Source organism: Streptomyces sp. NPDC007901 (assembly GCF_042959465.1).
Lineage (GTDB): Bacteria > Actinomycetota > Actinomycetes > Streptomycetales > Streptomycetaceae > Streptomyces.
Genome location: NZ_JBIBKW010000011.1, coordinates 160,613 through 177,986 on the forward strand (window position 1 = coordinate 160,613; position 17,374 = coordinate 177,986).

Genomic DNA, 17,374 nt, shown 5'->3' on the forward strand with positions numbered 1-17,374 from the left:
CGGCACCGCCGGGCAGCGCCATCGCGGCGGATCGCCGTCGCGGCACAGACGACTTCTGTGCGGGTCGAGGAGAGTGACGCTGCGCGCCCGCCTCTGCCTGCGCAGCGAGGGGGGCCGGGATCGGCCGTGGCCGGGTGCCGGAGAGTACGGCACCGCCGGGCAGCGCCATCGCGGCGGATCGCCGTCGCGGCACAGACGACTTCTGTGCGGGTCGAGGAGAGTGACGCTGCGCGCCCGCCTCTGCCTGCGCAGCGAGGGGGGCCGGGATCGGCCGTGGCCGGGTGCCGGAGAGTACGGCACCGCCGGGCAGCGCCATCGCGGCGGAGACGACTTCTGTGCGGGTCGAGGAGAGTGACACTGTGCGCCCGCGGGAGCGTGGGGCAACAGACCGCCGCCCCGCCCGGGCAGTGACCGGGCGGGGCGGCGGAGGGTACGAGGAGAGGGGCAGCGGGGACTTGGCCCTTCTCCCCGAGTTGGGGGGAGCCTGCGCGGGTCAGCCCATCTCCTCCAGGGCCTTGCCCTTCGTCTCCTTGACGTACTTGAGGACGAACGGGATGGAGAGGGCCGCGAAGACCGTGTAGATCACGTAGGTCGCGGAGAGGTTCCAGTCGGCCAGCGACGGGAAGCTCGCGGTGATGGCCCAGTTGGCGATCCACTGCGCGGAGGCGGCGACGCCCAGCGCGGCGGCGCGGATCCGGTTCGGGAACATCTCGCCGAGGAAGACCCAGACGACCACACCCCAGGACAGGGCGAAGAAGAGGACGAAGATGTGCGCGGCGATCAGGGCGGTCCAGCCCTGCGCGGCCGGCAACTTGCCGTCGACCAGGTCGTAGGAGAAGGCCCAGGCCTCCAGGCCGAGGCCGATCACCATGCCGACGGAACCGATGAGCGCCAGCGGCTTGCGGCCGACGCGGTCCACGAAGATCATCGCGATCACGGTGCCGATGATGTTGATGATCGACGTCGTGAAGGAGTAGAAGAACGAGTCCGTCGGGTCGACGCCCACCGACTGCCACAGGGTCGAGGAGTAGTAGAACGCGACGTTGATGCCGACGAACTGCTGGAAGACCGAGAGACCGATGCCGACCCAGACGATCGGCTTGAAGAAGAAGGAGCCGCCGAGCAGGTCCTTGAACGTGGACTTGTGCTCGCTCTTCATCGCGTGCTCGATCTCGGCGACGCGGGCGTCCAGGTCGCCGCTCCCGCCCTCGACCTCTTCGAGGATCTCGCGGGCGCGGTCGTGCTTGCCGACGGAGATCAGGAAGCGCGGGGACTCGGGGATCGCGAAGGAGAGCAGGCCGTAGAGGACGGCCGGGATCACCATGACGCCGAGCATGACCTGCCAGGCCTCCAGGCCCATCAGCTTGCCGCGCTGGTCGCCGCCGGCGGCGTTGAGCAGACCCCAGTTGACCAGCTGCGAGATGGCGATGCCGATGACGATCGCGGCCTGCTGGAAGGAGCCGAGACGGCCGCGGTAGGCCGGCGGGGCGACCTCGGCGATGTAGGCGGGGCCGATCACGGAGGCCATGCCGATGGCGAAGCCGCCGACGATCCGCCAGAAGGCGAGGTCCCAGAGAGCGAAGGGCAGCGCCGAACCGACGGCGCTGATGGTGAACAGCACGGCGGAGATCTGCATGCAGCGGATACGGCCGATGCGGTCGGCTATGCGGCCGGCGGTCGCGGCGCCGATGGCGCAGCCGATCAGCGCGACGGCGATGACCTGTGCCAGGGCCGCGGACCCGATGTCGTAACGGCCCCGGATCGCCTCGACGGCGCCGTTGATGACGGAACTGTCGTAGCCGAAGAGGAACCCGCCCATCGCGGCCGCCGCCGCGATGAAGATGACATGCCCGAGATGATCGGGGTGAGCCGTCCCGGCTCCTGACTGGGGTGCCTGCGCAGTGCTGGTCACAAGAAACTCCTCGGGCCACCGGCAGCGCTGCCGGGGTGGGGGTGAGCCCTTTCAGGTTCAAGTGGCGCATACGTTCACGCCGCTCACACCTGAAGGTAAAAGCAACGTTGCAGAGACTATGCCTTCAAGTTTCGAAGTCAATAGACCGGGTGATGTGAGCTTGAAGGCATGGTGAAGGTGTTTGTGTTCAATAGTTGAAGCTATGGAGGGGGTGTGCAGGTCAGACCGGTGTAGGGCGCACGCAAACTCAGCGGAGGCGCTGACTGATGACCTTCGACACACCGTCGCCCTGCATGGACACGCCGTACAGCGCGTCGGCGACCTCCATCGTGCGCTTCTGGTGCGTGATCACGATGAGCTGCGAGGACTCCTGGAGCTCCTGCATGATGCGGATCAGCCGCTGCAGGTTGGTGTCGTCCAGGGCCGCCTCGACCTCGTCCATGACGTAGAACGGGCTGGGGCGGGCCTTGAAGATGGACACCAGCATCGCGACCGCGGTCAGCGAGCGTTCGCCGCCCGACAGCAGGGAGAGCCGCTTGACCTTCTTGCCCGGCGGCCGGGCCTCGACGTCCACGCCCGTGGTGAGCATGTTGTCGGGGTCGGTGAGGATCAGCCGTCCCTCGCCGCCCGGGAAGAGGCGGCTGAAGACGCCCTCGAACTCCCTCGCCGTGTCCCGGTAGGCCTCCGTGAAGACCTGCTCGACGCGCTCGTCGACCTCCTTCACCACCTGAAGCAGGTCGGCGCGGGTCTTCTTGAGGTCCTCCAGCTGCTCGCTGAGGAACTTGTGCCGTTCCTCGAGGGCCGAGAACTCCTCCAGGGCGAGCGGGTTGACCTTGCCGAGCTGCTGGTAGGCCCGCTCGGCCGCCTTGAGCCGGCGTTCCTGTTCGGCCCGGTGGAAGGACTTGGGCTGGTTGCGCGGGTGCTCGGGGTCGTCCGGGAGCACCTCGCCCTCGGCGGGGGGCGAGGGCGGCACGAGCTGATGGGGACCGTACTCCTCGACGAGCCCCGCCGGTTCGACACCGAGCTCCTCCAGCGCCTTCGTCTCCAGCTGCTCGATGCGCAGCCGCTTCTCGGCGCCGAGTACCTCACCCCGGTGAACTGAATCCGTGAGTTTGTCGAGTTCGGCCTTGAGGTCGCGGCCGGTGGAGCGGGCGGCGGTCAGCTCCTGCTCGCGCTGTGCCTTCGCGGCCTCGGCGGCGGCCCGCTCCCGCTCGGCGCGGCCGACGGAGACCTCGACGTGCGCGAGCAGTTGCCGCGCACCGGCGGCGACGGCCTCGGCGACGGCCGCCTCGTGGCGCAGCCGGGCCCGACGTTGCTCGGCACGCGCGCGTGCCTCGCGTTCCGCGCGGGCGGCGCGGTCGAGGGAGTCTGCGCGGCCGGCCAGGCCTTTGACGCGCTCCTCGTGGGTACGGGCCTGGAGCCGGGCCTCCATCTCGGTCTGCCGTGCGTTGGCGCCGTCGGCGGCGAGCCGGTCCCGTACCGAGGTGTCCGGTTCCTCCTCGACGGGCATCTCCTCGGCCACGGCCAGCCGTTCGGCCAGGATCTCCAGCTCTTCCAGGGACTTGTCGAGGGAGTCCTGGGCGCGGGCGGCGGCCGCGGTGGAGCGTTCCGCCTCGCCGGCCGCGCCGCGGGCCTGTCCGGCGAGCCGGCCCAGCTGCTGGGCCACGGCCGACTTCTCCCGGTCGGCGGCGCGGCGCCGCTCGCCGAGCTCCTCGAGGAGGGCCGCGCACTCCTTGCGCCGCTCCCCCGCCGCATGCTGTGCCGCGGACAGTTCCTCGCAGCGGACGGCGAGCTCTTCCAGCTCGGCGGCGGCCTCGTCCACGGAGGCCTGCACCTCGAGCAGGCTGGGGGCGCCGGCGGAGCCGCCGTGGGCGAAGTGGGCGCCGAGGAGGTCGCCTTCGGCGGTCACCACGGTGAGGTCGGGGCGGCGGTAGACCAGATCCTCGGCGTCTTCGAGGGTGTCGGTCACGACGATGTCTCTGAGCAGTCGCCGTACGGCGGGCATCAGGTCGGCGGGGCCGCGGACGAGGTCTGCGGCGAACGGGTGTCCGTCGGGCGCGGGCCGGTGGGGGCCGGTAGCGGAGTTCCCCGCGCCCCTGAGAGGCGCTGTCCCGTCCCCGGCGCTGTCCGGTGCTGTCGTCGGTCGTCGGTCTGCCGCGGCGCCGTCGTGGCTGATCGCGTCCCGCGGCGGAGCCGCAGATTGATACAGCCCCGCGCCCCTCTGGGGCGCCTCAGCCTGGGGCGTCTCAGCGTGAAGCGTCGGGGTGTCCGGGGCGCCCGCCAGCAGTAGGGCCGCCCGGCCTCCGTCCTGTTTGCGCAGCAGGCGGATCGCGTCCGCTGCCGCGGACGGGGTCGTCACCGCGATCGCGTCCGCCGCCGCGCCGAACGCCGCCGCCAGAGGGATCTCGTAGCCGGGGGTCACCGTCAGCAGTTCCGCCGCCGGGCCCAGGACTCCCGCGAGGCGGTCCCGGGCGCCCAGCAGTATCCCCGTACCGTCCTTCCGTCTCAGGCCCAGCGCCAGCGCCTCGTGGCGGGCCTGGGTCGCGGCGCGGCTGCGTTCCGCGGCCGTGGCCGCCTCGCGGGCGGCGGTGAGAGCCGCCTCCGCCTCGGCGAGCTGCTGCTTGGCCTGGTCGTGCTGTTCGCCGAGTTGGTGGTCGCCGGCGTCGAGGCCGTCGACCTCGGCCTTGAGCGCCTCGTACTCCTCCTGTGCGGCGGCCGCCCGTTCCTGGGCCTCGTCGCGGGCGGCGGCCAGGCGGTCGATCTCCGCCTGGGCCGACGCGGCACGTGAGCGGGCCGCGTTGACCTGGCCGTTCAGCCGGGCCAGGCTCTCGCGCCGGTCGGCGATGGAGCGGGCCACGTCCTTCAGGCGCCGTTCCTCCACCGCCAACTCGCGCTCCAGCTCGGCGCGGTGCGCGACCGTGTCGTCGAGGGCGCGCTCGGCCGCTTCCAGGGCGGCCTCCAGCTCGGCCTCCTGCTCCCGGATCCGGTGGGCCTCGCGCTCCATGTCCTCGGGGTCGCGGCCGCGCCGCTCCTCGGGGGGCGCGGAGGTGGCGCTCTTCACCCGGGCGTCGGCCAGCGAGATCGTGCCGCGGACGCGTTCGGCGAGCTGGGAGAGCTCGTACCAGGTCTGCTGGGCCCGCTGCAGGCGCGGGGTGAGCCGGCGTACCTCGTCCTCCAGGAGCGCCTCCCGCTGGAGGGCCTTCTTCAGCTCCTGCTCGGCGGCCTCCTTGCGTTCCTTGAGGGCGGCCTCGTCGGCGATCTCGGTCTGGAGTGCCTGGCGCAGTCGTACGAGGTCGTCGGCGAGCAGGCGCAGGCGGGCGTCGCGGAGGTCCGCCTGGATGACGGCGGCCCGGCGGGCGACCGCCGCCTGGCGGCCGAGGGGCTTGAGCTGGCGGCGGAGTTCGTCGGTGAGGTCCTGGACGCGGGCGAGGTTGGCCTGCATCGCGTCCAGTTTGCGGAGGGCCTTCTCCTTGCGCTTGCGGTGCTTGAGGACGCCGGCGGCCTCCTCGATGAAGGCGCGGCGGCCCATGGGGTCCGCGTGCAGGACGGAGTCGAGCTGGCCCTGGCCGACGATGACGTGCATCTCGCGGCCGATGCCGGAGTCGGAGAGCAGGTCCTGGATGTCGAGGAGGCGGCAGGTGTCGCCGTTGATCTGGTACTCGCTGCCGCCGTTGCGGAACATGATCCGCGTGATGGTGACCTCGGCGTACTCGATGGGCAGGGCGCCGTCGGAGTTGTCGATGGTCAGGGACACCTCGGCGCGGCCCAGCGGGGGACGGCCGGTGGTGCCGGCGAAGATGACGTCCTCCATCTTGCCGCCGCGCAGCGACTTGGCGCTGTGCTCGCCCATCACCCAGGTGAGCGCGTCGACGACATTGGACTTGCCCGAGCCGTTCGGACCGACGACACACGTGATCCCCGGCTCGAACCGGAGCGTGGTCGCCGAGGCGAACGACTTGAACCCGCGAAGGGTCAGGGCCTTGAGGTGCACGCCGTCGGACTCTACCTGGCCCCGCTACCCCACTCCACGAAGCCTCGCAACCCCGCGGTTTCGCGCATGAACATGCAGGGCACACCAGACGTTAAAGAGGGTGAAAGGATGCGCGGGGCTACAAGCGGGTCGGGGCACGGGTCGGGGGCAAGAAAAAAGGGACGCCGGGGCGTCCCTTGTACATCTTGACAACTCAAGCGGTTGAAAGGGCTGCCCAACCGCCGCATGTGCTGTTGTGGAGCGATGCAGCGATCAGGTGAGCGCAGGCTCCGCCTGGTTTGCGTCGATGCTCTCCATGATCCTGTCGGGAGAAGCGGCAGCCGTCAGCGCGTCGTTCTCGGCCTGAATCCGTACGAGCTCGGATTCGAGGTCCTGGACACGCTGCTGGAGCCGTCGCATCTCGGCGAGGAGTCGCGGGTCGGAGCCGCCGACGTAACCGAGAAGCGCCTTTGCCATGATGGATGGTCCTCCACACTGAGTGACCGACCGTAGCGGTGTGGGTCGTGAGGGATTCGCACCCGCGGTGCTTGACACATCCGAGTGTTGCTCGACTGTTGCGCCATGCCAAACAGCTAAGGTGCGCGGGGCTTTCAGCGTCTCACCAAAAAGTTTGACGGTCAACACGATCACGCCCTGTATTGGCGGGCGAACCCGGGGGCGGCCCACCCTGGACGGGGGGCGCTGCGACTCCTGCGGGGCCCTCAGGGCGTGGCGATCATCTTTACCTGCGGAGCCTGCCACGCCCGGCGATTCTTGGCAACCACCAGGCCATTTCTGCTCGGGGCACATGCCGGTGGCAGATCGCTCCGCTTTCTCCTGCGCGGCTTTACAGAGCGGACTCAGCGGATGGCGAAGCCGTCGTAGCCACCTCGGGGTGTGTCCCAGATCTCGGTGACACCCTCCACCCGCCCGGGCGTGTCATCGCCCTGGAGCCAGTCGAGCAGCCCTTCGCAGCCCTCCCGGGAGCCCTCCGCGACGACCTGGACGCGGCCGTCCCCCAAATTGAGAGCAAAACCACTCAGCCCGCCGATCTCCAGCGCCCGTGCCCGCGTGAACCAGCGGAATCCCACGCCCTGCACACGTCCACGGACCCAGGCGACCAGTCGCACATCCTCGCTCATGGGTGCAACCTAACCGGCCAATGTCACTCGGGACACCTCCTCCCTCAGCGGTATGGGGTACCGTCCCCACCCAATGAATCTCATATGAAACTCACTCGATCGGGTGAGTCTGGTTGACCAGAAGGTGTCACTGGCCACACCGGCCCCTGGTCGGCCCCGACCGCGAGGACGAGGGAAGAAGGCAAGGACATGGGACGCCACCGACGCTCCGCCGCCGGCCGCGCCGCCACGGGCCGCGCCACGGGGGTCACGGAGAACAACGGCTCGTACACGGGCGGCCACGAATCGCAGGACTCGTACGCGGGCCTCCGCTACGGCACCGGCACGGCGGCCTACCTGCGCCAGGAGGAGTACGCCGACACCAACGCGCGCAGCTCGGCCTACCTGTTCGCCACCAAGGACGACTACGCCCGCTTCATGGACCCCAGCGCCTTCCCGGCCGAGGAGTTCACCCCGGGCGGCGGCTCCTCCTCGAGTGGCGGGCACCGCCGCCGGAAGAAGGGCGGGCGGCCCGTGGCCACGGGTCTGCTCGGGGTCTCGGCCGCCGTCGCCTTCGGCACGGTCGCGGTGACCACCGGAGTGGTGCCGGGCCTGGAGAACTACAAGCTCGGCGGATCCAGCAACACGACCGGCGGCGAGCGGGTGCAGGCCGACGGCACGCCCAGCAACACGGCCGCCGAGCAGGGCGGCACCTCCGGCAACGCCGAGAGCGGTGACACCGGCTCCGCCACCAGCCCCGGCACCCAGCGCTCCGGCTCTCCGACGCAGTCGCAGTCGCAGTCGCAGTCGGCGTCCGCCTCCGCGTCCGACTCGGCCTCCGCGTCCGCGTCCGCGTCACCCACCCCGACGAAGACGGCCACCGAGAAGCCGACGCCGAGCGCCACCCCCTCCAAGAAGCCGAAGGTCACGCCTTCCAAGACGGCCACCAAGGCGCCGGTGAAGACCGCCGCGCCGATCACCTCCTCCGAGGAGGCCGTCGTCGAGGCCGAGGTGCTGAAGCTGGTGAACGAGGAGCGGGCCAAGGTCGGCTGCAGCGCGCTGTCCGCGAACTCCTCGCTGACCAAGCTGGCCGAGGCGTTCAGCGACGACATGGCCGCGCGGGACTTCTTCGACCACACCGACCCGGACGGCAAGACGCCGTGGGACCGGGCCGCGGCCGCCGGCATATCCAACCTCGGCGGCGAGAACATAGCCCGGGGCCAGGCCACCGCCCAGGCCGTCATGGACGCCTGGATGAACAGCGAGGGCCACCGCGCCAACATACTGAACTGCGACTTCAAGACCCTCGGGGTCGGAGTGCACTTCGGTTCGGGCGGCCCCTGGTGGACGCAGGACTTCGGCTACTGACCGGACCAGGTGCGACGGGTGCGCTAACCGACGGTTAGCGCACCCTGTCGGTTAGCGCTGTGCTCCCGTACGCTGAGCGTATGACCACCACCCAGGACCGTCCGGAGGAGACGCGGGAGATACCGGAGCCGCTTCCCCCGTACGACGTCTTCGCCCGGGCCTGCCCCTCGCGCACCACCCTCGAACACATCATGGGCCGCTGGGGCGGACTGACCCTGAGCGCGCTGCACGAGGGCTCGTTCCGGTTCAACGAGCTGCGCCGCCGTGTGGACGGTGTCAGCGAGAAGATGCTCTCCCAGACGCTCCAGGTGCTGGAGCGCGACGGCCTGGTGCACCGCGAGGCCCAGCCGACCAACCCGCCCCGCGTCGACTACGAGCTCACCCCGCTCGGCCGCGAGGTCGCCGAACGGACGCTGTCCATCGTGCACTTCGTGGAGAGCCGGATGGACGAGGTGCTGACCGCCCGCGAGCGTTACGACGAGACCCGCGGCGGCCGCTGACACTTCGGGCAGAAGTAGCTGGACCGGTTCATCCAGGGCCGCCTGCGCATCGGCGTACCGCACCGTCGGCAGGGCAGCCCTTCCCTCCCGTACGCGTCCAGCGAGCGGTCGAAGTACCCCGACTCGCCGTTGACGTTGACGTACAGGCTGTCGAAGCTGGTGCCGCCCACGGCCAGGGCCGCGTTCATCACGTCCCGTACGTGGCCGAGGAGTTCGGCCGTGCGCGGCTGGGTGAAGCCGGCGGTGGGGCGTTCGTAGTGGATCCGGGCGCGCCAGAGCGCCTCGTCTGCGTAGATGTTGCCGACTCCGCTGATCAACGACTGGTCGAGCAGCGCCCTCTTGATGGTGGTCCGCTTCCGCCGCAGCGCCTGGTGGAAGGCCGCGTCGTCGAACAGCGGGTCGAGGGGGTCGCGGGCGATGTGCGCGATGACGTCCGGCAGTCCGTCGGGGGTGTTGTCGTGCAACGACAGTCCGCCGAAGGTGCGTTGGTCGACGAAGCGCAGCTCGGTGTCGACCTCGTCCGCGAACCGGACACGGATGCGCAGGTGCTTCTCGTCCGGTGCCGCGTGCGGCTGGACCAGCAGCTGGCCGCTCATGCCGAGGTGGGCGAGGACCGACTGGTTCGTGTCCTCCAGCGGCAGCCACAGGTACTTGCCGCGCCGGCTGGGGGTGCCGACCCGGTGGCCTTTGAGGCGGTGCGTGAAGTCGTCGGCGCCGGCGAGGTGCCGTCGTACCGCACGCGGGTGCAGTACCTCGGCCTCGGCCACCTCGCGATGGGCGACCCACCGCTCCAGGCCGCGCCGTACGACCTCTACCTCGGGCAATTCGGGCATCGGGACTCCCGTAGCGGACCGTGGGGGAAGATCCGAGCGCCCGCCCCCCGTACTGCCGGGGGCGGGCGCTCGGGCTGCGCTGTTCGTCAGGCGGAGGCGGCGGACGACGGACCGTCGTCCTCCTCGGCTTCGGCTGCGGCGGCCTGCTCGGCCGCCTTGGCCTTGGCGCGTTCGTCCGCCGCGGCGCGAATCGCGCGCCAGGCGGACTCGGCGGCCTGTTGCTCCGCCTCCTTCTTGCTGCGGCCGGTGCCGGTGCCGTACGAGACGCCTCCGACGCGGGCGGCAGCAGTGAAGGTCTTCTCGTGGTCGGGGCCGGTCTCCGTGACCAGGTACTCGGGCACGCCGAGGCCCTCCGTCGCGGTGAGCTCCTGGAGACTGGTCTTCCAGTCCAGGCCGGCTCCGAGGTTCGAGGACTTCTCGATCAGCGGGTCGAAGAGCCGGTGCACCAGCTCGGACGCCGAATCGAGGCCCTGGTCGAGATAGACCGCACCGATCACCGCTTCCAGGGTGTCGGCGAGGATGGACGCCTTGTCCCGGCCGCCCGTGCCCTCTTCACCGCGGCCGAGCCGGATGAAGGAACCCAGGTCGAGACCGCGACCCACTTCCGCGAGCGCACGCGAGTTCACCACCGCGGCCCGGAGCTTGGCCAGCTGGCCCTCGGGCAGATCGGGATGGGTGGTGTACAGCGTGTCCGTGACGACGAGACCGAGGACGGAGTCACCGAGGAACTCCAGCCGCTCGTTCGTCGGCAGACCGCCGTTCTCGTACGCGTAGGAACGGTGGGTCAGTGCACGCACCAGAAGGGCGGACTCGAGCTTGTAGCCGAGCCGCCCTTCCAGAAGCGTGTGGGACGAGGCCGTGCTGTCCGCTTTCTTCTTGGCGGACGGGTCCGCCTTGGGCTCTTCGCCCTTCTTTGGACTGGACACAGTGCCTCTCACCTGGCCGCTCAGACTTCGAGGACCTGGCGCTTGTTGTAGGTGCCGCAAGACGGGCACGCGATGTGCTGCAGCTTGGGCTCGTGGCAGCGCTCGCACGCAACCAGGGTGGGGACCGCAGCCTTCCACTGCGACCGGCGGTGGCGCGTGTTGCTGCGCGACATCTTCCGCTTCGGAACAGCCACGGCTACTTCTCCTGCTTCTCGTCGACGCCCGCTTGCGCGTCAGCGCCGCTCATCTCGTCCTTCTCGCCGTCCTTGGTGGAACCGACGAGTCCCTGCAAAGCCGCCCAACGGATGTCGACGGCATCGTGGTGGTGGTCCGGGTCGTCCGCGAGCCGGACTCCGCACTCGGAGCACAGGCCCTGACAGTCGTCCTGGCACACCGGCTGCATCGGCAGTGCGAGCACCACCGCATCACGCAGCACGGGTTCGAGGTCGAACAGGCCGTCCTCGATGAAGAACCTGTCCTCGTCGTCCTCGGCGTCGTCGCCCGGTTCCGCGATCACGCGGCCCCGGTCGTCGGCGTCAGGGTACGAGAACAGTTCCTGGAAGTCCGCTTCGAGCTCCTGCTCGACCGGCTCCAGACACCTTACGCACTCCCCCTCGGCCTGTGCACGGGCGGTGCCTGTGACGAGCACACCTTCCATGACCGACTCGAGCCGGAGCACGAGCTCCACCGGGGCGCCTTCCGGCACTCCGATGACCCCCTTGATACCGAAGTCCTGGGGAGCGTCGACCGTGCGGGTCAGGCGCTGCAGCGCACCGGGACGCCGCCCCAGCTCGTGTGTGTCGAACACGAACGGGTTGCGGTGGTCGAGGCGCGCGTGAGGAGCCATTCCTGCTTTCGATCTTCGAGCTCAGAGGGACGCCGTCCGGAGAGACTCCCCGGGCAGCGCAGATCGCGGACGTAGACGCGACCGAACAGCCAGGATACTGGACCTTTCGCTGTCGGCCCAATCCGCCCGGTTCCTACAGGCCCCGGCCCTGCTCGTACGCCCTCAGCTGCTCCGGGGTGATCATGCTGGTGTCGAAGAGGCTGGTCTCGTCGAGGTCGTACGACTGGTGCTGCGTCTGGTGCGGAATCTGCTGGGCCGGCTGCTGCGTGGGGTCGTAGACGGGCTGCTGGCCGGTGTCGTAGCCCTGGTAGGAGGCCGCGTAGGGGTCGGCCTGCTGGTAGCCGTAGGGGTCCTGCTGGTAGCCGTACGCGTCCTGCTGGGCGTAGACGGGCTGCTGCTGGGGATAGCCGTACGGATCCTGCGCCACGGGCTGCTGGTCGTACTGCGGCTGGCTCTGGGGCTGGGCGGCGGCCGGCTGCTCGCCCTGGGCCGTCCGGGACGCCCGGTCGTCCTGGTCGGCGAGGGCCGCGAGGTCGGCCAGGTAGTCGGCGTCGCTGGAGTGCTGGAAGGTCGTGTTGTCGTCGGCCAGGGCGCCGAGGGCGTCGGTGGCGATCCGGCCGTGCAGCTTGGCGCGGCCCTTGCCGACGGCCTCCAGGGTCTTGGCGAGGACCGCCTCGAAGGCGCCCAGCTTGGCGTCCACGTAGGCGTCCGCGTCCCGGCGCAGGGTCTCGGGGTCGTGGCTGCGCTCGGGGGCGTCCTCGTCCTCGTAGCCCTGCTCGTCGAGGCCGGGGCCGGTGCCGAGCAGCTTCTCGCGGCCCCGGCCGACGGAACCGAGGGTCTTGGTGAGGACGACCTCGAAGTTGGCGAGCTTGGAGTCGACGTAGTCGTCGGCCTCGGCGCGGACCTCCTCGGCCTCCCGGCGGGCCTCGCCGAGGATCCGGTCGGCCTCCGTCTGGGAGCGGCGGGCCACCTCGGTGCCCGAGATCAGCGAGCCGCGCTCGGCGTGCGCGGTCTCGATGATCCGCTCGGCCTCCATCCGGGCCTGCTCGACCATCTGGTCCCGGTCGCCGATGAGCTCCTGGGCCTGGGCGAGGGAGCCGGGCAGCGCCTGGCGCAGCTCTTCGAGCATCGCGAGCAGGTCGGCGCGGTTGATCACGCATGACGCCGACATCGGCATGGACCGGGCACCGGAGACCGTGGCCACGACCTCGTCGAGCTTCTTCTGTACGTCCACCCTGCGCTCGCCACTCTCTACAGCTGTGTTGGAGACGGACGGGACGACTGTAGCCCCATCAGTCCCTGTGAATACGCTTGTTGAGTGCCTCGAAAACAGGCGCGGGAACCAGGTGGGATACGTCACCGCCCCACTGGGCGACCTCCTTGACCAGGGAGGACGAGAGGAAGCTGTAGGTGGGGTTGGTGGGGACGAACAGCGTCTCGACGCCCGTCAGGCCGTTGTTCATCTGCGCCATCTGCAACTCGTAGTCGAAGTCGCTGACGGCCCGCAGGCCCTTGACGATGGCGGGGATCTCGCGCTGCTTGCAGAAGTCGACGAGGAGGCCGTGGAAGGCCTCCACGCGGACGTTGCCGTAGTCGGCGGTGACGGTGCGGATCAGGTCGATCCGCTCGTCGATCTCGAACAGGCCCTTCTTGGACTTGTTGATCATCACCGCGACGTAGACCTCGTCGTAGAGACGGGACGCACGGGCAATGATGTCGAGGTGTCCGTTGGTGATCGGGTCGAACGACCCGGGACAGACGGCGCGGCGCACTTGTGATCCCTCGCTCTCCGGTCCGGTCATCGTGCGTCTTCGCACGTAGAGGCGGCGCGACCGTACCAAAACGTTCCCTCGCCGTAGCGACGGGACCGGAGGTCTTCGAAACCGGCCGGCCAGTTGAAAACGCCACCTCTGGTGCTGCGCTCCACGGTGACGAGCGCGTCCGGCGCGAGCCAGCCCCCCGAGTGGAGTGTGAGGAGAATCTCCCGAAGATCGTGATCTGTGACCGCGTACGGCGGGTCGAGGAACACGATGTCGTACGGCTGCGCCGGCGCCGGGTTCTGGATGATCTGTTCCGCTTTGCCCGCCCGTACCTCGGCGCCGGGCAGGCCCAGATTCTTGACGTTTTCTCGTACGACGCGGGCGGCTCTGGGGTCGGCCTCCACGAGGAGGGTGTGGCCGGCGCCCCGGGAGAGTGCCTCCAGGCCCACGGCTCCGGAACCGGCGTAGAGGTCGAGGACGCGTTCGCCGTCCAGGGGGCCGCCGAGGAGGGACTGCCAGGTGGAGAAGAGGCCTTCGCGTGCGCGGTCGGAGGTGGGGCGGGTGCCGGTGCCTGGTGGCACCGTGAGCCGACGTCCGCCGGCTGCGCCTGCGATCACGCGGGTCATCTTGAATCCTCGGTTCGGGGTGGTTACGGATTCAGTTTGGCAGTCGGTGCGTCGTGGTTGCTCGCGCAGTTCCTCCCCCAGCCTTCGGCCGGGGGTACCCCCAGCGCCCCTGACGGGGCGCTTCGGCTCAACCCTTTTCCAAGTACTGCTCCCTCTCCTCGTCCAGGAGGGCGTCCAGGGCCGTTCGTAGGCCGGGCAGGTCGGTCAGGTCGGGGTCTCGGGCCACCAACGCCGTCGCCTCCTCCCTCGCCTCCGCGATGATCTCCTCGTCCTCGATCACGGCCAGGACGCGGAGGCTGGAGCGGGCGCCCGACTGGGCCTGGCCGAGTACGTCGCCCTCTCTGCGCTGCTCCAGGTCGATGCGCGAGAGTTCGAAGCCGTCGAGGGTCGAGGCGACGGCAGTGAGGCGCTGGCGGGCCGCGCTGGCCTCGGGCATCTCCGTGACCAGGAGGCAGAGGCCGGGGGCCGAGCCTCGGCCCACCCGGCCGCGCAGCTGGTGGAGCTGGGAGACGCCGAAGCGGTCGGCGTCCATGATCACCATGGCGGTGGCGTTGGGGACGTTGACGCCGACCTCGATGACGGTGGTGGCGACGAGGACGTCGGTGTCGCCTGCCGCGAAGCGGCGCATCACCGCGTCCTTGTCGTCCGGGTGCATGCGGCCGTGCAGGACCTCCACCCGGAGGCCGACGAGCGGGCCCTTGGCGAGGTGGTCGGCCACCTCCAGGACGGCCAGCGGCGGGCGCTTCTCCGCCTCGTCCTCGGCCGACTTCTTGGCCTTCTTGGGGTCGTCCTCCTCGTCGCCGATGCGGGGGCAGACGACGTACGCCTGGTGGCCGTTGCCGACTTCCTCCCGCACCCGCTCCCAGGCGCGGGCCAGGAAGTGGGGCTTGTCGGCGGCGGGGACGACATGGGTGGCGATCGGGGAACGGCCGGCCGGGAGCTGGTCCAGGACGGAGGTCTCCAGGTCGCCGAAGACCGTCATCGCGACCGTGCGCGGGATGGGGGTCGCGGTCATGACCAGGAGGTGGGGCGGCTGCTTGCCCTTGCCGCGCAGGGCGTCCCGCTGCTCGACGCCGAAGCGGTGCTGTTCGTCCACGACCACCAGGCCGAGGTCGTGGAACTGGACCTTGTCCTCGATCAGCGCGTGCGTGCCGATCACGATGCCCGCGTCGCCCGTGACCAGGTCCAGCATCGCCTGGCGGCGGGCGGCCGTGCCCATCGAGCCGGTGAGGAGGACGACCTTGGTCGCATGGTCCGCGCCGCCGAGCATGCCGCCCTCCGCCAGCTCGCCCATCATCTCGGTGATCGAGCGGTGGTGCTGCTGGGCCAGGACCTCGGTGGGGGCGAGCATGGCCGCCTGGCCGCCGGCGTCGACCACGGCGAGCATCGCGCGGAGGGCGACCATGGTGTTGTGCGTGACCGTGAAGTTGTCGGTGACGTACGCGTGGCTCGGGTGAGCGACGCTGATGCACTGGACCGGCTTTCGCCCGACGTACTCGACCGCGCGGATCCCGCGCCGGAAGGTGTCGCATTCCGGCCGGGGCCGGATTCGGGCGGCCTTGCGGGACAGGCGGAACGGGGGGTACTCGTCAGGCAGTGCCACGGAGACGTTGAATGCGGTCCCCTTCGACAGCACGCGGGCACGGCCGCCCAGTGAGCGCACAAGCCAGGCGACATCGTCCGCGAGCCTGCGCGAGGCGGAACGAAGCGAGACGCTCATGCCGTCCGCCTGAACGGTGCCATCCGTGTCCAGAAGTCCTTGCAGCAAAGCGAGTCGGTTCTTGATCGAAGTGTTCTTGAAGTCGTCGGGAACGAACTTTCCGTGTGATGTCTCGCCCCACAGATTCAGATCTCGCAACACTTGGATCACTGGGTTGCGGAGTCCACCGGCGCGCTGCGCGAGCTGGATCGTGTAGTCACAGGAGGAGCCCTTCACGGGCACCCATCGGCAGTCCGGTGTCACAGCGGCAGCCACGGCGTCGCGAATCTCGTCGTCCGTCGTCGAGAGACGCAGGTTGTGCCGGAACGAGCCGTCCCCGAGGAGAAGGCCCAGCAGGTAGGGGTCCAGGGGCAGGCCCGTGTCGTATCCGAGGTCTACGGGTGCCGCCGCAGGGATGTACCACTTCGAGGAGCCGTCTGCCTTGAGCGTGTCCAGGCGGATCTCCCGAGTCGTCATGACCTTGGGGGCCTGGCCACGATGCCACGCGCGGCTGGTACCGACGATCCAGAGGTGCTCGTCGTCGCACTCCACGAAACTTCCGTCGGAGAGGTTGAGGCGCCATACGTCGCGCTCCCCTTGCGGAAAGACACCGTCGATCAGTGCGATGTCACCTTCCGGCACGACAACCTCGTCCCCCACCGCCAGGTCCCCCATACGACGGAACCCGGCGGGTGTGAGGACCGAGGAATCGAGGGGTTGCGCCTTTCCCGAACCCACCTCGCCCTGGAGGAGGCGGTGCATGGGGTGTTCCGTCGCCAGGTCGTCGAAGATCTCCTTGGAAACCTTCTGCTGGCCGTCCGTGAGGGTGAACGGGAGGCGGTCGTCGAAGGCGGTGAGGAGGCCGTCGGGGGAGGGTCTGCGGGCGACCGCGGGGAGTTGGGCGTCGGTGTGGCGGCGGCGGGCCAGGGCGACCTGGAGGACGAAGGCCTCGTCCCACTTGAGGCGGTCGCGGGCCGCCGCGATGTCCGCCTTGGTGTGCGGGCGGTGGATCTTGAGGAGGGCCTCGGGGAGCGGAAGGAGGCCGCGGCCCTCGCGGAGGTTCGGGGGGAGGGGGTCCAGGGCCTCCTGGGCGCTGGGCAGGACCGTCTGGACCGCCTTGCCGATCTTCCAGGACTCCAGCTTGGCGGTGGCCGGGTAGAGCGGGATCAGGGCGCCGGCCCAGGTCTCGACCGATTCGGCGGGGTCCTCGCCGCGGAGCAGTTCGTACGCCGGGTGTGCCAGTTGGAGGCGGCGGTTGAAGACCGAGACCTTGCCGGCGAACATCGCGCGGGTGCCCGGCAGGAGTTCCTTGTGGGGCTTGTGCACGCCGTTGCCGAAGAAGACCAGTTGGAGCCGGCCGCTGCCGTCGGTGATCGTGACCTCCAGGCGCTGGCCCTTGCCGCGGGGGGCTTTGGAGGAGGCGAACGTGTGCAGGCGGGCGTCGGCGACCATGGCGACCACCGTGACGTGTTCGTCCATGGGCAGGTCGGCGAGGTGGGTGAGCTGGCCGCGCTCCTCGTATCTGCGGGGGTAGTGGTGCAGCAGGTCGCCGACGGAGTGCAGGCCGAGATGCTCGGCCATCACCTTCGCGGTGGCGGGGCCGAGCACTGACTTCAGTGGTTGTTTCAGTGGTTCTTCCAGTGCGGGCACGAGATCCATTGCACACCACACCACTGACAATGCCGGATACGGTTCGGGAAACCCCTGGTCAGACGGTCGTTTTGAGTCATAGGATGGCGCGCTCCGGCCATCCTTCCGCGGTCACCACCCCACCAGGGACCGCCCGACCCCGCGCCGACCACGTCTTCCCCC

14 protein-coding genes are annotated in these 17,374 nt (G+C 69.9%); 2 read left to right on the top strand and 12 right to left on the bottom strand.

What is annotated here, in order from left to right; genetic code table 11:
- Window positions 1–493: 493 nt before the first annotated feature.
- The 4 genes from ACFZDK_RS32235 to ACFZDK_RS32250 all read right to left on the bottom strand — a co-directional run bounded on the left by ACFZDK_RS32235 (window position 494) and on the right by ACFZDK_RS32250 (window position 7,024).
- Window positions 494–1,912, bottom strand: a complete 1,419-nt coding sequence (locus ACFZDK_RS32235; RefSeq protein ID WP_390977442.1) for a sugar porter family MFS transporter — start codon at window positions 1,910–1,912, stop codon at window positions 494–496.
- 247 nt (window positions 1,913–2,159) lie between these two features.
- Entirely contained in the window at window positions 2,160–5,903 is a 3,744-nt protein-coding gene (locus ACFZDK_RS32240) for an AAA family ATPase (RefSeq protein WP_390977443.1), read from the bottom strand.
- Between the two features lie 252 nt (window positions 5,904–6,155).
- Window positions 6,156–6,359 carry a hypothetical protein gene (locus ACFZDK_RS32245; RefSeq protein ID WP_093498859.1) on the bottom strand — a complete coding sequence of 68 codons (204 nt, stop codon included), beginning with the start codon at window positions 6,357–6,359 and terminating at the stop codon, window positions 6,156–6,158.
- 383 nt (window positions 6,360–6,742) lie between these two features.
- Window positions 6,743–7,024, bottom strand: coding sequence for an acylphosphatase (locus ACFZDK_RS32250; RefSeq protein WP_390977444.1), 282 nt, complete (start codon window positions 7,022–7,024; stop codon window positions 6,743–6,745).
- Window positions 7,025–7,213: 189 nt separating this feature from the next.
- Between ACFZDK_RS32250 and ACFZDK_RS32255 the strand changes: the two genes are divergently transcribed.
- Together ACFZDK_RS32255 and ACFZDK_RS32260 are read left to right on the top strand one after the other, a co-directional pair.
- Window positions 7,214–8,371, top strand: a complete 1,158-nt coding sequence (locus ACFZDK_RS32255; RefSeq protein WP_390977445.1) for a CAP domain-containing protein — start codon at window positions 7,214–7,216, stop codon at window positions 8,369–8,371.
- An 80-nt stretch (window positions 8,372–8,451) separates the two neighbouring features.
- Window positions 8,452–8,871: a winged helix-turn-helix transcriptional regulator gene (locus ACFZDK_RS32260; protein WP_390977446.1), complete on the top strand. Its 420-nt coding sequence runs from the start codon at window positions 8,452–8,454 to the stop codon at window positions 8,869–8,871.
- Here the strand turns inward: ACFZDK_RS32260 and mutM are convergent.
- The 8 genes from mutM to ACFZDK_RS32300 all read right to left on the bottom strand — a co-directional run bounded on the left by mutM (window position 8,844) and on the right by ACFZDK_RS32300 (window position 17,221).
- On the bottom strand, window positions 8,844–9,704 hold the full coding sequence (mutM, locus tag ACFZDK_RS32265) for a bifunctional DNA-formamidopyrimidine glycosylase/DNA-(apurinic or apyrimidinic site) lyase (protein WP_390977447.1): 861 nt from the start codon (window positions 9,702–9,704) through the stop codon (window positions 8,844–8,846). The two genes, ACFZDK_RS32260 and mutM, sit on opposite strands and share 28 nt — an antisense overlap.
- Window positions 9,705–9,790: 86 nt before the next feature.
- The gene (gene rnc / locus ACFZDK_RS32270) at window positions 9,791–10,642 is read right to left on the bottom strand and encodes a ribonuclease III (RefSeq protein WP_390977448.1); all 852 of its coding nucleotides are present in this window, start codon (window positions 10,640–10,642) and stop codon (window positions 9,791–9,793) included.
- Between the two features lie 8 nt (window positions 10,643–10,650).
- The gene (rpmF, locus tag ACFZDK_RS32275; protein ID WP_007493396.1) at window positions 10,651–10,824 is read right to left on the bottom strand and encodes a 50S ribosomal protein L32; all 174 of its coding nucleotides are present in this window, start codon (window positions 10,822–10,824) and stop codon (window positions 10,651–10,653) included.
- 2 nt (window positions 10,825–10,826) lie between these two features.
- Window positions 10,827–11,477 carry a YceD family protein gene (locus tag ACFZDK_RS32280; protein ID WP_390977449.1) on the bottom strand — a complete coding sequence of 217 codons (651 nt, stop codon included), beginning with the start codon at window positions 11,475–11,477 and terminating at the stop codon, window positions 10,827–10,829.
- A 133-nt stretch (window positions 11,478–11,610) separates the two neighbouring features.
- Window positions 11,611–12,711 (bottom strand): cell division initiation protein, encoded by a 1,101-nt coding sequence (locus ACFZDK_RS32285; RefSeq protein ID WP_390977450.1) that lies wholly within the window; start codon window positions 12,709–12,711, stop codon window positions 11,611–11,613.
- 58 nt (window positions 12,712–12,769) lie between these two features.
- On the bottom strand, window positions 12,770–13,249 hold the full coding sequence (coaD, locus tag ACFZDK_RS32290; RefSeq protein WP_355714369.1) for a pantetheine-phosphate adenylyltransferase: 480 nt from the start codon (window positions 13,247–13,249) through the stop codon (window positions 12,770–12,772).
- Between the two features lie 26 nt (window positions 13,250–13,275).
- Complete coding sequence (gene rsmD / locus ACFZDK_RS32295; protein WP_390977612.1) at window positions 13,276–13,944, bottom strand: 16S rRNA (guanine(966)-N(2))-methyltransferase RsmD; 669 nt, start codon at window positions 13,942–13,944, stop codon at window positions 13,276–13,278.
- Window positions 13,945–13,990: 46 nt separating this feature from the next.
- Complete coding sequence (locus ACFZDK_RS32300) at window positions 13,991–17,221, bottom strand: helicase-related protein (RefSeq protein WP_390977451.1); 3,231 nt, start codon at window positions 17,219–17,221, stop codon at window positions 13,991–13,993.
- Between the last annotated feature and the right edge of the window lie 153 nt (window positions 17,222–17,374).

What these genes read in the sequence shown, in the direction of transcription:
- mutM (WP_390977447.1), bottom strand. Translation starts at nt 9,704, where the DNA reads ATGCCCGAATTGCCCGAGGTAGAGGTCGTACGGCGCGGCCTGGAGCGG.
- ACFZDK_RS32260 (WP_390977446.1), top strand. Translation starts at nt 8,452, where the DNA reads ATGACCACCACCCAGGACCGTCCGGAGGAGACGCGGGAGATACCGGAG.
- ACFZDK_RS32255 (WP_390977445.1), top strand. Translation starts at nt 7,214, where the DNA reads ATGGGACGCCACCGACGCTCCGCCGCCGGCCGCGCCGCCACGGGCCGC.
- ACFZDK_RS32245 (WP_093498859.1), bottom strand. Translation starts at nt 6,359, where the DNA reads ATGGCAAAGGCGCTTCTCGGTTACGTCGGCGGCTCCGACCCGCGACTC.
- ACFZDK_RS32250 (WP_390977444.1), bottom strand. Translation starts at nt 7,024, where the DNA reads ATGAGCGAGGATGTGCGACTGGTCGCCTGGGTCCGTGGACGTGTGCAG.
- ACFZDK_RS32280 (WP_390977449.1), bottom strand. Translation starts at nt 11,477, where the DNA reads ATGGCTCCTCACGCGCGCCTCGACCACCGCAACCCGTTCGTGTTCGAC.
- ACFZDK_RS32300 (WP_390977451.1), bottom strand. Translation starts at nt 17,221, where the DNA reads ATGGATCTCGTGCCCGCACTGGAAGAACCACTGAAACAACCACTGAAG.